The sequence below is a fragment of the Nautilia sp. PV-1 genome, assembly GCF_004006315.1.
GTDB classification, from domain to species: Bacteria; Campylobacterota; Campylobacteria; order Campylobacterales; family Nautiliaceae; genus Nautilia; species Nautilia profundicola_A.
The window spans coordinates 1,436,815-1,451,097 of sequence record NZ_CP026530.1; the positions used below are offsets into that span (position 1 = coordinate 1,436,815).

Below are 14,283 nucleotides of genomic sequence, written 5' to 3' on the forward strand. Positions count from 1 at the left end.
CTTTATTTGTCATTTTTCAAAAATACATAATCGCCGACACCGGCCTTACATGCTCTCGCCACTACTTCACACTTAACCTTAAACAGATAAAACACTTCTCTTTGGCATTCACCAAACAGGCATTCAAAATTGCCCATTCCTTTGCTTATAACAATATCGGCTTCATAAAAAAGCTGTTTTGCGTTTTCACCGGCAAACTTAAGATGAAAACCCGGAGTCGGAACCCCGCTGTCAACAACTTCGGCCAGACGCATAATTTCAAGTCCGTCAAGGTCTCTTAACGTTATGTCGTTTATTATTGGTTTGCCTCTTGTAAAATAATATATTTTTTTTACCTTTTTTTTAAGCTCGCTTATTAATACTTCGTCAAAAACATTCTCTCCCGCATTGTCTCCAAGATAGACAATGCTTTGAGCTTTATCAAGTCTGTTTTTAAATTCATCATAATCGTTATGTTTAAAATCAATCTCAAATATACTTTCAATCTCTTTTTTAAGATCATATTCCTGATTAACTCCGAGATCTATAACATTTCCGGCTACTGCGATTTTACATGCGTCAAAAATTCTGTCTTCTGAGTTTTCAAGTCTTTTTTCAAGAATGTTTTTAAATCTAAGCGCTTCTTTTACAGCCGCTTCTTTTTCCTTGGAAAAAGGATCTTCAATCCCTGTTGTTTCGGATATAAACTCATAAACCTCCGCAGCTATTTCAGGAGGTGTCACATCCAAAGAATATTTACTTATAATTTTTGCAACGCCTCTTAATATTTCACTTGCTTTTTCCTCATCAAGGTTAAGACGCTTTGTAAGGTTAAGCGTCTGCGTATATATGCACAGATAACATTCGCGGCTTATTTTCATTTAATTCCAAGCTCCTTTTTAATAACAGGCTCGTTAAATCCGCACACCCATCTGCTGCCTACCAAAATAACAGGAACTCCCCTGCACCCGTGTCTTTCACAGTCTTTTGCAGCTTTACGATCTTTTGATATGTCTATTTTTCTGTATTTAACTTTGTTTTTTCTGAAAAACTGCTCGGCTTTTGTGCACCAAACACATCCCGGCGCCGTAAAAAGCACAACTCTTTTCGCACTCATAAAACCTCCTTTTCACCTTCTATAATTATTAAATTTGTAAATAATTTATTCTAAAGCTTATTCCTCTTCGCTTTTTTTAAGCACTTTGCCCCACATAAGTTTATATTTTTTCCTGCAGAATTCAAGCTCCTGCTGGCATATTTCAAGCTGTTTTTGCAGTCTTTTTATTGTTTCCTGCGAATCTTCATAAACTTCCTGAATCGAATAAATCGAATTTTTTAAAAAGTCGTTTTCTTCTTTAAGAGCGTCTATAGTTTCGTCTTTGCTCATCAAAACCTTCTCATGAAGGGTCAAAAGCATTCCTATGGTTCTTTCGGCCACGTCGCTGCTCTGTTCTATTACTTCAAGCTCTTCAACCGGCACAATCGCATTTGCAAGGGATTCTATTTCTATATAGATTACCCCGTCGCTTTTTTTACATCTAAGCGATTTATCCCTGCATGCTTTTATAACTTCAGATTTACTCTTTCCGCTTAATTTGCAAAATTCTTCTAAAGTAAGCCAGGTCTGCATCAGTCTAGTCTTACTTCCACTTCTTTTGAATCCATCTCAACTTTTTTAGCTCCGGCTACCCTGTCTTCTTCAAGTTTGGCTTTTAATTCGTCATCGTTGTTCGCAAGTATCTGAAGGGCAAGATAAGCCGCGTTTTTTGCTCCGGCTTTTCCTACGGCAAGAGTGGCGACCGGCATGCCTCCTGGCATCTGAACAGTACTCAAAAGCGCGTCAAGTCCGTCCATCATACCGGTAGGCATAGGAACGCCGATAACAGGTCTTGTTGTAAGAGATGCCACTACGCCGGCAAGGTGAGCCGCCATACCCGCACCGCATATAAACACTTTGACTCCTCTTTCTTCAGCTTCTTTTACATAGCTGTGTGTTCTTTCCGGCGTTCTGTGCGCCGATGTGATAATAAGCTCGTAAGGTATTTGGAATTTTTCCAGTATTTTTACAGCTTCCCTCATTATTTCATAATCGCTTTTGCTTCCCATAAGTATCGATATAAATCTCATATCAGCTCCTTTTTATTTTACAACGCCTAATCTATCTATTACACCCCGTTAGGACTGTACTCTACTTTTTTTCTTAAAAAGGTCAAATAAGGCAGCTTCGCCGGCAGTTTAACCGGATTTAAATTACCGCTGTGAACCGCTTCTAAAACCTTCCCGTTTTTTGTTTCGATTTTATTAAATTTCAGCATCCATTTACCGTTTTCCTGCCAGATTTCACCGATTTCATTTTTTACAGGTGAAATTTTAGCATTTTTAGGAGCCAGTATTTCAACAGTGTCTCCCGGAAATGTTTTATATTTGCACATAAATGTTTCTTCATCTTCGTTAACTATACCGCTGACCTGCCATTCTCCATGCGTCAGTGAGGTTTCAAGATTTTGAGTATCATGTCTTTCATAAGGCCTTTTAACAAGATAAGCATCTGTAAGCCCTCTGTTTTTAGTAGTAAGAATTTCATTCATAAAATGAGCCCTGTCAAACTCCCTGCCCTCATAAAACGCATCAATCGCCTCTCTGTAAGCTTTTGTAACCACTCCCACATAATAAGGTGCTTTCGTTCTTCCTTCTATTTTAATGGAATCGATTACTCCGCTTTTTAAAATTTCCGGAATATGCTCAATCAGACACAAATCTTTGGCATTCATAATATACGTACCGTCTTCCGGGTATTCTTCGAGTTTAAACATCATACCCGTTTCAGGATTTTCGGCATACAGCACATACGGATACCTGCAATCATTTGCACAGCTTCCTTTGTTAGGATTTCTTCCGAACTGAACCGCGCTTAAAAGACATCTTCCGCTGTAGGCAAAACACATTGCCCCGTGTACGAAAGTTTCTATTTCCACATCAGGAACTTTTTGTTTAATTCTCTGCAAATCCTTAAGTGTCGATTCTCTGGCAGCTATTATTCTTGTAACACCCAAATCCCTGTATGCTTTATAATCCCATGAATTAAGGGCGTTTGCCTGGGTTGAAAGATGTATGTCTATTTCCGGGGCAAGTTCTCTCGCTCTCATTAAAACCCCGAGAGATGAAATTATCATAGCGTCAACGCCTATTTCTTTAAGTTTCAAAATATGCTCTTCCACCAAAGGCAGCTGATTTTCAAACGGGAAAGAATTTACCGTAGCATATACTTTTACTCCTCTGTCATGAGCGTATTTTACGGCTTCGGCAAAATTTTCATAGTTAAACTCTTTTCCGCTGTGACATCTAAGTGAAAAATGGCTAACCCCGGCATACACCGCATCGGCACCGTAGGCTATAGCTATTTTTAGTTTTTCAAAATCACCCGCAGGTGCCAACAATTCAACTTTCTTCATCTATTTAGCTCCTCCAAACTGCGCAATAAGCGCTTCAATATCGTCTTCGTCAACAAGTTCGTCATTTTCATCGCCGGAAATATGAGTAGCGCTTTTTACTCTTTCGCTGTCGTCGATTTTACCTTCAAAAAGTCTGTTCATATATTTGATAAGCGCTCTCATTATGTTTATAACTCTTTCTATTTTCTGTCTGTGGATATCCTGATACTGCATAATATCCATAGCCATCATAATCTCATCCTGGGTCGCTTCCCCGGATTCTATGGCTTTTTGAACCTTTTCAATCATTTCATTGACTCTGTTAAGCTCTTCTTTAAACGTTTTTATATGCGGAAACGCGTTTGAAAGTTTTGTAAAAAGCTCTTTTTCATGTTCCAAAAATTTAAGCACTTCGCTTAATTCTTCCACAGCATCTGCCATTGAGGCGGAAATATTATCCATTATATCAAGAATCTGCGTAGCTTTTTCTTCACTCTCTTTTGTTACTTCGTCTAGCTGAGCTACGACTTTGTGCTTTTCATCTGCCGGAGGAGGCATTATTTCTTCTTTATGCTCTTCTGCTTCTTCTGTTTCATTTTTATCTGTATTATCTTCTGCAGTTTCGTTATCTGTATCTTCCACATCCAGATCATCAATACCGCCTGCCATTAAAGCATCCAGTTCTTCTTGCGTCATGGCTCACCTCTTTTTTAGATTTATTATATATAATTTCATTTAAAAAGGCAAAACATGCTCATAGACCTTCACAATCACACTCCTCTTTGCAAACACGCAACAGGAGAGCCTGAGGAATATATTCAAAAAGCAATTGAAAAAGGAATCGGCGTATACGGCTTTGCAGACCATGCCCCAATGAATTTTGATCCGAAATACAGAATGAATTTCGATGAAATGGATAAATACGAACAAAAAATAATTTCCCTTTCACAAAAGTATGATAATATTAAAATCCTGCTGGGATATGAAGTGGACTTTACGCCCGAAACAGACAAAAGGGTACTGGAACGAGACGTCGACTATTTTATCGGCAGCATACATTTCCTAGACAACTGGGGATTCGACAACCCGGAATTTATAAAAGAATGGGACGGAAGAGACGTCGATGACGTTTATAAAGAGTATTTTTACCTGATAGAAAAAATGGCCGAGTCAAAGCTTTTTAACATAGTCGGACATATTGATCTGGTAAAAGTATTCGGACATAAACCCGTTAAGCCTGTAAAGGACATAGCCAAAAATGCAATAAAAGCAATTAAAAAATCAGGCATGGCGGTCGAACTGAATACGGCCGGACTAAGAAAACCGGTAAAAGAGCTGTATCCGGGTGACGAAATACTTGAAATGCTTTTGGAAGAAAACATCGACATTACTTTTTCCAGTGACGCCCATTCTCCTGAACAGGTAGGGTTTATGCTCAGTGAAACTGTTGAAAAAGCAAAAAAAATCGGTTTTAATAAAGCGGTTTATTTTGAAAAAAGAAAAAAAATAGAAGTTAACATTTAAAGGAGCGAAATGATATATCTTAGCTTATTGATGGCAATCAGATTTTTGGGGCTTTTTATAGTAATGCCTCTTTTGGCTCTGTATGCCTTAAACCTTCAGCATGCGAACGCATTTAATGTAGGTATTGCGCTGGGAGCATATGCGCTCTCTCAGGTTTTTTTACAAATTCCGTTCGGAAAAGCGGCGGATAAATTCGATAAAAAGAAAATATTAATATTAGGCCTTACGCTTTTGGCTTTGGGAAGTCTGGTATGTGCTTTTTCTACAAACATATACATGCTTATTTTCGGAAGACTGCTTCAGGGAGCAGGCGCTATAGGCGGTGTAATTCTTGCGTATATTGCCGATCTTACGGATGAAAACACAAGAGCGAAAGCATTTGCGAGAATGGGACAGTTTATTGCTTTAAGTTTTGCTCTTTCTATGGTTTTAGGCCCTACTATAGGAGCGAAATGGGGAGTTGACAAACTGTTTATTTTAACAGCACTTTTGGCAGTTTTTTCCATATGGCTTGTAATAGCAAAAATTCCAAATCCTCCAAAAATAGTACATCATCAGCCTCACTCTTCTTTAAAAGAAATCCTAACGCATAAGGAACTTTTAAAACTGTTTTTAAGCGGATTTTTACAAAAAGGTCTTATGACAGTGTTTTTTATGCTGACACCGATTATTTTTACCACAAAACTCGGCTGGGATAAAACAGATTTATGGAAAGTATACATTCCCGCGCTTGTTTTAGGTATATTTGCCCTGCCGCTTGGAGCAATTCTTGCAGAAAAAAAACAAAAAGCCAAAACCGTATTCGTGCTCAGTTCAAGCGCGATAACATTATCTCTTATACTCTTTTTAATCGGAAACAAGTACACATATTTTGCAGCCGTAATCGTATTTTTCTTCGGTTTTAACCTTTTAGAACCCGTCTTGCAGAGTTTCGTAAGCAAAATTGCCAGGGCGCATGAAAAAGCAACGGCTCTTTCCACTTCAAACACCATTCAGTATATCGGTATTTTTTTAGGAGGTGCGGGAGCTGGTCTTTTCATTCATAACCATATGCTTAAAGAATTTCTGGTCGTTTCAGCTTTAGTAGGTCTCTTTTGGGTATTTATTTTAATTAAAATGAAACCCGTAACAAAACTAAAAGTGGTAACTTACGATAATTTTGACAAAAGTTTTATTGAAGAATTAAAAACAGAAAAAAACGTTTACGATTTTTATGAAAAAGACGGTGTTTTAATAGTAAGATATTTCAACAACTAATACCTTCTTTTTTCTTCTTTCTCTTATTTTATAAATTTTTGGAACACCTTTTGCTACCTTTTGAAAAATTCAAAAGGATTTGAATGTCATTTATAATAGACAGATTTGAAAAGCTTCTGGGATTTATGTTTTTAATAGTTTTTTATATGTTCATAAGCACAAACCTTTTTGCGGCAAAAATCAAAGATATTTCAAATATAGTGGGTGTAAGGGACAACCAGCTTATAGGTTACGGCCTTGTAGTAGGTCTTGACGGAAGCGGCGATTCATCTTCCAAATTTACCAATCAGACACTTTCAAACCTTCTTAAAAACGTAAACGTAAAACTTGATCCGAAAGATATTAAATCCAAAAACGTTGCGGCGGTTATGGTTACGGCCACTCTTCCTCCGTTTGCAAGGGAAGGAGACAAAATAGATATAACCGTTTCGTCAATAGGCGATGCCAAATCTCTTCAGGGCGGTGTTTTACTGATTACTCCTCTTAAAGGCGTAAACGGAAAAATTTACGCCCTTGCACAAGGGCCTATAAGTATGGGCGGATTTAATTTAAAAGGCGGAAAAAATCAAAAACATTTCACCACTACGGTAAAAGTAATAAAAGGCGCAACAGTTGAAAGAGCGGTTACCTGGGATTTGTATGATCAAAAATATGCAACGCTCTCTCTTAAAAGAAGCGATTTTGACCTGGCTATAAATATTCAAAATAAAATTAACCAGTATTTTAAAACAAAAGCGGCGGTTGCCGTTGACCCTAGAACGGTAAAACTTAAAAAACCGGCCAATTTAACCATGCCGGAATTTTTGGCAAAAGTACAAAACATAAATATTCCGACTAAAATGCCAAATATTATAGTTATAGATGAAAGAACCGGAACGATCGTTGCTGGAAGCAATATAATGGTGCAGCCTACCGTAATTACTTACGGAAGCTTTGTAATTAAAATAAAAAAAGAGACATCAATTTTGGATTTGACCCAGATGTTTCAAAAATTCAAAGCTACGCCTCAGGATATGATCGCGATTTTGGAAAATTTAAAAGCCAGCAACGCAATTGACGCAAAACTGGTGGTTAATTAAGGAGAAAAGATGAGCAGTTACGAAATAAACATTTCAACACATCATAAAATTGACATATCTAAAACCGAAAATTTAAAAAAGCTCAAACAGGACTGCGACGCGTTTGAAAGTGAAATATTAAATTTTTATCTTAAACAGGCTTTAAATTCTAAAAGCGAGCTGTTTCCTGAAAGCCCTGGAGAAAAAATATATAAATCTATGTATCAGGAACAGCTTTCTAAAGATTTAAGCGGCAATTTCGGTTACAGCAAACTTTTATTTGATTATTTGAAAAAAAGGATTTAATAAAATTTTTTATTTGCCGATATAGTTGGGTAGAATAACAAGAAAAAAAGGCAAATAAATGATTAACAGAGTAGGAGCACATACTCAGATGATATCTACCCAGCAAAAAAAAGCTCAAAACATTCAAAAACAAGAAAAAACAGGAAGGGTAGAAGAGATTAAAGCACGTATTCAAAACGGCGAATATAAAGTCGATTTGGATAAAACCGCAGAAGCTTTGGCTAAAACACTTCTATAATCTCTCCCCTTCCTGAAAAACTTAAAAGGAAGGGTTATGCTTATACAGACACTTAAAGAAACAATAAACACACTTGAAAATCTAATATCAATTACACTTGAAGACATAAACAATATCAAAAACGCAAAACATGATGAAGTATTCGCCAATACTGAAAAAAAAGAAAAACTTGCACATCACTTTTCAAATCTTAAATCTAAAATAGACCAGATACTTGTATCAAGAAACAAACCTCTAGAAGAAATATTCTCTCCGGAAGAAGAAAAGCTTTTTAATGAGTTCAGAGAAAAACTTTTCGAATTTCATAAAGAACACAAAAGATTTTCAAAACTCGCGTTAAGCGTGGCTAATTTTTACAACACGCTTGTAAATAAATTGAAAGACGGTGAAAGTATAAATTACAACAATGAATCATTCTGTAATTCAAACTTAAAAATAAAGGCTTAAAATGGCTATTTCAACTTCGTTTTCAACGGCTCTTACAGGACTTAAAGCGCATCAAAACGCAATAGACGTAACTTCAAATAACATATCAAATGCTTCAAATCCGGATTATGTGAGAGAAAGAGCCGTTTTTTCAACCCTTCCGGCAATCAATTCCGCACCGGGCGATATAGGAACCGGTACAAAAATAAGTTCGGTATACAGAATTACAGACACTTTTTTATTTAACAGATACACCTCAACATCTGCGACATATTCCAATCTTGACACACAGGAACAATATCTTAAAGAAATAGCCACATATTTTCCAGACGTAACGGATAACGGACTATATAAAGATATGGAAGATTTTTTCAATGCATGGCAGACATTTGCAAGCAACCCGAACGACGGATCCGTAAAAGTGGATCTTGCAGCTAAAACTCAGGCAATGACCGATGATATGAAATCATTAAAAAACAAACTCAAAGACATACAAAAAAGTATAAATGACGAACTTAATACAAAACTTGACGAAGCCAACAGTATAATCAAACAGATAGCAGACCTTAACAAAGAAATAACTGCACATGAAGCCAATCAGGAAAATCATGCAAACGAACTTAGAGACAAAAGAGACGCCCTGGAAAAACGTTTAAAAGAGCTGCTTGACGTAAATGTTTACAAAAGCGGAGTAAAATCAACTGACGCTCAAGGAGCAGAAACAACGGACTATGCGGAAGATTATCAGATTTCTCTCGGAGGATATCCTTTAGTTGACAACTCTACATATCATGAATTAACTATTGATTCGTTAGCCGGAAACCCGATGATAGGTATAGAAAAACAGGACCATTCTGTTGCAGATATAACAAAATCTGTAAAAGGCGGTGAAATCGGAGCGCTTCTTAGTTTAAGAGGAACCGAATTCAACAGCGAAGGCAATCCTACAGACGGAACTTTGGGAAAACTTATGAGTTCTTTGGATTCTCTTGCTAACGGATTAATAAGAAGCGTCAACTCTATATATTCATATTCCGCACAGCAGTCTGTGGAAACTGACGTTATAAGTTCTCCCGAAACGATTCCGCCTGATTTGACCGATACGTCTTTAGATTCTTTATACAGCATGTATCATGTATTAAAATCTCCTGTAAGAGACGGTAACATTACTTTCAGCGTATATGACGACCAGGGAAATTTAGACACTTCCAAACAGATAAAAGTCGCAGTCAAAAGCAGCGACAGCATCAATGACGTTATTAACAATATAAATACCGCTTTTACAAACAACGGTGTGACTGATGTGGAAGCAAAACTCGTAAACGGGCAGTTAAAACTGGTCAACACTTCCGACGGTCAGGAAACATCAAAAGTACTGGTGCAGGATGACGGAGCTCAGCTTTTTACAGCTCTGAATCAGATAGAATACGAACCTCTAAATCAGGTCAACAATACGCAGATGCCGCTTCCTCTTAAAAACGGAAGCTTTGATATAGTTGTGTATGACGACAGCGGAAACGCCATAGCTAAAAGAACGATTACGGTAAATATGGATTCTAAAGACCCTAGATATTCCACTATAGAAGGGATTATGGCACAGATAAATACTCCCGGTATTGACGACAACAATGACAACAACCTAAACAATGACGTTGATGACTATTATCAGGCACAGTTTTTAGGCGGAAAACTTATTCTTTCTAAAAAAACAGACCAAAACACTTATGTAGGACTTGATAATGATACGGCAGATTTCGGAGGAGCTTTCGGCGTTAATAAATTTTTAGACGGAAAAGACGCTTCAACAATTGAACTCAGAAAAGATTTTCAAAATGACCCTAGTCTTATAAGGGCAAGTAAAACACCTAATTCGGGTGATAATACAATTGCTAACGATATGCTGCAGCTTCAATATGAAAATGTAAACTTTTACGTTAACGGAACAACTCAGGAAAACACAATTTACGGTTTTTACAGAGGACTTACATCTGACCTGGCTAATCAGACACAGACTGTCTCTAGTAAAAAAGAAAGTACTCAAACTCTTTTGACAAGTGTTAAAAACGAATATTATTCACTAAGCGGAGTCAATATAGACGAAGAACTAGTTAATCTTGAAAAATTTCAAAGGGGCTATCAGGCAAACGCTAAAGTCATAACGACTATAAATCAGATGCTTGACGCCCTCTTTTCAATAAAACAGTAATTATTTTTTTAAAACTTTTCTTAAATTGTTCAATGTTTCATAACCGGCTGAAATAATTTTAGAATTAAAAATAAAAGCCGGAGCCCCGTTAGGGTCTACCTCAGCCTGATATATAATTTTTATTCCGTCTTTAGTTTTTTGGGCTTTAAAAACAACGTCGTCTTTCATTTCAACACAGTCCGGTTTTTTAAACTCTTTTTTTATTTTTTCAGGCAGCTTATTATACGGCACACTGTTCATAGTTAAAACAAAAACTCCGTTTTGATCATTTTTACTGATTTTATAAAAAGCAAATCTGTTACTCAATGGAAAAGGGAAATCCAGCACTTTTAACACATAACCGTCTTTTACTTCTATTTTGTCTATCTTTTTTTGCCATTTCGGATAATTTTTAAAATCTAAAAGTGTATTTTTGACTTTTTCAAAAGGTATACCTTTTACACTCATCACCGCCTTAAACGCGTCATATTTGGAATTTTTCACATCCTGGGTATATACCTGTATTCCGTTTTGGTCTTTTTTAAGCTCCCATGAAAATAAAAACACGGCGCACATTACCAAAAAAAGCACTTTTTTCATTATAATCCTTTTTGGAAAATTGTAACATAAAAGGAAAACTTTGAGTATAAAAAACAGACTCGATGAATTAATTCAAAACAATATATATGAAGTAAACGAAAAAATTCCCGACCCCGTGTTGATAGCACATAAATATAAAGACGAATACTCATCTTTAATTGCGGCGCTTTTCGCTTACGGCAATGTTAAAGCTATTCTTAAATTCTTAAACAGTATCGATTATTCTTTATGTAATGTTAAAGAAACGGACAGTTTATATTACAGGTTTCAGTCAAGCGAAGATGTTTACCAGTTTTTAAAAACGGTATTAGTTATGAAAAAAAACTTTAGTCTGAACGAACTTTTTTTAAAAGGCTATAAAAAAGAAAACAATGTAATAGACGGAATAAGGGAAATCATAAAAAAAATATACGAAATAAACCCGTACCGCTCTAAGGGATATGAATTTTTAATAGGAAAAATTCCTCCTCAAAAAACAAAAGGAACAAGCCCTTACAAAAGATGGAATATGTATATAAGATGGATGGTGAGAGACACATACCCTGATATCGGCTTATGGAAAAACGTAAAAAAAAGCGATCTTATTATTCCTCTTGATACCCATACACATAAAGTTTCTTTGAAACTGGGCCTGTTAAAAAGAAAAACTTACGACCTAGAAGCGGCAGTAGAACTTACTGATAAACTAAAAGAATTTGATCCCGAGGATCCGATAAAATATGATTTCGCCCTCTACAGAATAGGACAGATGAATATTAAATTCTGATGTGAAATAATATTTACAATTTCTCACTTTTTTTTCAATTTTCGCACGATTTCACTATTAATTAACAATTAATTTTGATACAATTACAACAAAAAAGGAAATTTATGGAAGGTAGAATTTGGTTATTTTTCGGATTTCTGGGTCATGATCCGATGGTTCAACTAGTAGTACATACACTTCTTGCCGCAACGCTTGCGCTTATAGTTGCAAGACTTGCTACAAAAAATCTTCAAATCGTTCCAAGCGGATGTCAAAACGTAATGGAAGCGGTTGTTTCAGGTATTTTATACATCGGTTCTGATGTGGCAAGCGAAAAAGTTGCAAGAAAATATCTTACACTTGCTGGAAGTTTGGCGATTTTTATCTTTTTCGGAAACCTTCTTGAAATCATTCCTGGATTCGAACCTCCTACAGGAAACGTAAATCTTACACTTACACTGGCGCTTATCGTATTTTTATACTATCACTATGAAGGTATAAAAGCGCAAGGTTTAGGTCATTATATCGCCCATTTTGCAGGTCCTGTAAAATGGCTTGCGCCTTTAATGTTCCCTGTTGAAGTTCTTTCACATTTTTCAAGAATCATTTCTTTGGCTTTCAGGCTTTTCGGTAACATTAAAGGTGACGACCTGTTCTTATTAGTACTGTTAATGCTTGCTCCTTATGTGTTCCCGTTAGCAGGTTTTGCTCTTATGACATTCTCTGCAATGCTTCAGGCATTTGTATTTATGGTACTTACATACGTATATATTTACGGTGCTGTAACCGGTCAGGAAGAAGCGTTATAATTTAGGAACGGCTTTTGCTTAGAGCTCCTAAAAAGGAGCTCTATGAAAATATCTTCCGGAATATCTTTTCAAAACACTTCAACTGCAAATTCTTTTCAAAACATTATGAACAATTTAAATTACGAAGACAAAAAAACGCTCAAACAGGCACTTATGCAAATTCCGGGCAAAGAACTCCCTAAAATATTAAAAGAATTAAATAAAATACCGGTAGATGAGCATTACATAAAAAACCTGATCAACTTCATAAATACTAATATGCAAAAAAACAATAATGAAGGTTTTTTAATTTATGCTTAAATATATGATAACAGACCCAAGATATACATTAAAAGAAATAAAAGAAGCAATTATTAAATACAGACCTGATTTTGTCTGCTACAGAAACAAACTTTATTTCGACGAAAAAGAGATTATAGAATTTACCGAATTAGCAAAAAAATACACTAAAATATTTATAAACTATGATTCTCTCAACAAACAAGAACTCATAAATCTCTTTGACGGAATACATCTGCCTTCTTCAAAAATCAACAAAATAAACGAGTTTGAAAAAAAAACAGTTATTGTATCTACCCACAATATTGAAGAAGTCAAAAAAGCAGAAAAAGCTGATTATATAACTTTTTCTCCGGTATTTGAGAGCAAAGGAAGAAAAGGCCTGGGAATAGAAAAATTAAATGAAATATGCCGCCATCACAAAAACGTAATAGCGTTAGGAGGCATAATAAGCAATAAAGAAGTCGAAAAAATAAAAAGCTCAAAAGCTGTGGGATTTGCAAGTATAAGGTATTTTTTTACATAATTTTATGCAGTTCGTTACCCTTTTCCATCCATATTTTAAGCTCGTCCCATTTTTCCTCTTCTATCATATTTTTTGCCTTTTTAAGTTCGCTTTTAAAAGCTTCTATGGAATCCAGAAGGTTTTGTTTATTTTCTTTAAAAATATCCCCCCACATATGCGCGTTACTTTTCGCAAGCCTGCTCATATCCCTGAATCCACCGGCTGCTAGTGTTACAATATGCTGTTTATCTTCCTGTTTTAATACGGCATTTGCTATGGAAAAAGAAACAATATGCGGCATATGGGAAATAAATGCGGCATGTCTGTCATGCTCTGAGGCATTCATATGTTTCACTCTCATTTTTAAATATTTATATATTCCGCAGGCTCGTTCTTTTTGAACGTCGCCGCTGTTTTCAATATCGCATACGACCATAATTTTATTTTCATACAAATCCGCTACGGCTGCCATCGGTCCTGAATATTCAGTCCCGGCCATAGGATGTGAAGCCACTAAATTTTTTCTTATATTTGAAGGACATTCTTTTATAATACTCTCTTTTGTTGATCCAAAATCGATAATAGTGCAGTTTTCTTTAAGTTTCATATCAGCCAGCTGTTTTAAACACGCAATAATACCTCTGATAGGTATGGCCAATATTATTACATCAACCCCGCTTAAATCTTCAAATTCCCCTACTCTGTCGATAAGCCCCAGTTTTAAAGCATCTCTTTTATGCTCTTCATTATGGTCTATACCGATAATTTCATTGAAATAACCTCTCATGGCAAGACCGAAACTTCCGCCCATTAATCCCAAACCTACAATACCGCAAGTCATATTACCTCTTTTTTAAATGAATTATACCATTAGTATGTAAAACTAAAAGAAGAGTTTTTACAAAATTTTTATTAAAATCATTACATTTTTTTTTGGTATA

Annotated in this window: 19 protein-coding genes; 11 read left to right on the plus strand and 8 right to left on the minus strand. The window is 35.9% G+C overall.

Annotated elements, in window-relative coordinates; translation table 11 throughout:
* Positions 1-2 precede the first annotated feature (2 nt).
* Genes C3L23_RS07610 through C3L23_RS07635 form a run of 6 tightly spaced genes read right to left on the minus strand, consistent with a single transcriptional unit; the run spans position 3 to position 4,106 of the window.
* Positions 3-860: a DUF89 domain-containing protein gene (locus C3L23_RS07610; protein ID WP_127681431.1), complete on the minus strand. Its 858-nt coding sequence runs from the start codon at positions 858-860 to the stop codon at positions 3-5.
* Positions 857-1,096: a glutaredoxin family protein gene (locus tag C3L23_RS07615; protein ID WP_127681433.1), complete on the minus strand. Its 240-nt coding sequence runs from the start codon at positions 1,094-1,096 to the stop codon at positions 857-859. The genes C3L23_RS07610 and C3L23_RS07615 overlap by 4 nt, the downstream gene beginning before the upstream one ends.
* A gap of 57 nt (positions 1,097-1,153) precedes the next feature.
* The gene (locus tag C3L23_RS07620) at positions 1,154-1,609 is read right to left on the minus strand and encodes a DUF3972 domain-containing protein (protein WP_127681435.1); all 456 of its coding nucleotides are present in this window, start codon (positions 1,607-1,609) and stop codon (positions 1,154-1,156) included.
* Complete coding sequence (purE, locus tag C3L23_RS07625) at positions 1,609-2,106, minus strand: 5-(carboxyamino)imidazole ribonucleotide mutase (protein ID WP_127681437.1); 498 nt, start codon at positions 2,104-2,106, stop codon at positions 1,609-1,611. The genes C3L23_RS07620 and purE overlap by 1 nt, the downstream gene beginning before the upstream one ends.
* Before the next feature lie 38 nt (positions 2,107-2,144).
* Positions 2,145-3,431, minus strand: coding sequence for a U32 family peptidase (locus tag C3L23_RS07630; RefSeq protein WP_127681439.1), 1,287 nt, complete (start codon positions 3,429-3,431; stop codon positions 2,145-2,147).
* Positions 3,432-4,106 (minus strand): hypothetical protein, encoded by a 675-nt coding sequence (locus tag C3L23_RS07635; protein ID WP_127681441.1) that lies wholly within the window; start codon positions 4,104-4,106, stop codon positions 3,432-3,434.
* 54 nt (positions 4,107-4,160) lie between these two features.
* On the opposite strand from C3L23_RS07635, the gene C3L23_RS07640 reads away from it, so the two are divergent.
* The 7 genes from C3L23_RS07640 to flgK all read left to right on the plus strand — a co-directional run bounded on the left by C3L23_RS07640 (position 4,161) and on the right by flgK (position 10,425).
* The gene (locus C3L23_RS07640) at positions 4,161-4,934 is read left to right on the plus strand and encodes a histidinol-phosphatase HisJ family protein (RefSeq protein ID WP_127681443.1); all 774 of its coding nucleotides are present in this window, start codon (positions 4,161-4,163) and stop codon (positions 4,932-4,934) included.
* A gap of 9 nt (positions 4,935-4,943) precedes the next feature.
* A complete protein-coding gene (locus C3L23_RS07645) occupies positions 4,944-6,191 on the plus strand; it encodes an MFS transporter (RefSeq protein WP_127681445.1) in 1,248 nt (415 codons plus the stop codon).
* A gap of 83 nt (positions 6,192-6,274) precedes the next feature.
* Positions 6,275-7,270 (plus strand): flagellar basal body P-ring protein FlgI, encoded by a 996-nt coding sequence (locus tag C3L23_RS07650; protein WP_210402417.1) that lies wholly within the window; start codon positions 6,275-6,277, stop codon positions 7,268-7,270.
* A 9-nt stretch (positions 7,271-7,279) separates the two neighbouring features.
* Positions 7,280-7,555 (plus strand): rod-binding protein, encoded by a 276-nt coding sequence (locus C3L23_RS07655; protein WP_127681447.1) that lies wholly within the window; start codon positions 7,280-7,282, stop codon positions 7,553-7,555.
* Positions 7,556-7,613: 58 nt separating this feature from the next.
* Positions 7,614-7,793 carry a flagellar biosynthesis anti-sigma factor FlgM gene (locus C3L23_RS07660; protein ID WP_127681449.1) on the plus strand — a complete coding sequence of 60 codons (180 nt, stop codon included), beginning with the start codon at positions 7,614-7,616 and terminating at the stop codon, positions 7,791-7,793.
* Positions 7,794-7,829: 36 nt separating this feature from the next.
* Entirely contained in the window at positions 7,830-8,240 is a 411-nt protein-coding gene (locus C3L23_RS07665) for a hypothetical protein (protein ID WP_127681451.1), read from the plus strand.
* Between the two features lies 1 nt (position 8,241).
* Positions 8,242-10,425 carry a flagellar hook-associated protein FlgK gene (gene flgK, locus C3L23_RS07670; protein WP_127681453.1) on the plus strand — a complete coding sequence of 728 codons (2,184 nt, stop codon included), beginning with the start codon at positions 8,242-8,244 and terminating at the stop codon, positions 10,423-10,425.
* On the opposite strand, the gene C3L23_RS07675 is transcribed toward flgK, so the two are convergent.
* Positions 10,426-11,004, minus strand: a complete 579-nt coding sequence (locus tag C3L23_RS07675; RefSeq protein ID WP_127681455.1) for a hypothetical protein — start codon at positions 11,002-11,004, stop codon at positions 10,426-10,428.
* A gap of 40 nt (positions 11,005-11,044) precedes the next feature.
* On the opposite strand from C3L23_RS07675, the gene C3L23_RS07680 reads away from it, so the two are divergent.
* The 4 genes from C3L23_RS07680 to C3L23_RS07695 all read left to right on the plus strand — a co-directional run bounded on the left by C3L23_RS07680 (position 11,045) and on the right by C3L23_RS07695 (position 13,363).
* Positions 11,045-11,770: a TIGR02757 family protein gene (locus C3L23_RS07680; protein WP_127681457.1), complete on the plus strand. Its 726-nt coding sequence runs from the start codon at positions 11,045-11,047 to the stop codon at positions 11,768-11,770.
* Positions 11,771-11,874: 104 nt separating this feature from the next.
* A complete protein-coding gene (locus tag C3L23_RS07685) occupies positions 11,875-12,558 on the plus strand; it encodes a F0F1 ATP synthase subunit A (RefSeq protein WP_127681459.1) in 684 nt (227 codons plus the stop codon).
* Positions 12,559-12,600: 42 nt separating this feature from the next.
* Positions 12,601-12,858, plus strand: coding sequence for a hypothetical protein (locus C3L23_RS07690; RefSeq protein ID WP_127681461.1), 258 nt, complete (start codon positions 12,601-12,603; stop codon positions 12,856-12,858).
* Positions 12,851-13,363, plus strand: a complete 513-nt coding sequence (locus C3L23_RS07695) for a thiamine phosphate synthase (RefSeq protein WP_127681463.1) — start codon at positions 12,851-12,853, stop codon at positions 13,361-13,363. The genes C3L23_RS07690 and C3L23_RS07695 overlap by 8 nt, the downstream gene beginning before the upstream one ends.
* On the opposite strand, the gene C3L23_RS07700 is transcribed toward C3L23_RS07695, so the two are convergent.
* Positions 13,356-14,183, minus strand: coding sequence for a prephenate dehydrogenase (locus C3L23_RS07700; RefSeq protein WP_127681465.1), 828 nt, complete (start codon positions 14,181-14,183; stop codon positions 13,356-13,358). The genes C3L23_RS07695 and C3L23_RS07700 overlap by 8 nt on opposite strands.
* Positions 14,184-14,283: the final 100 nt, after the last annotated feature.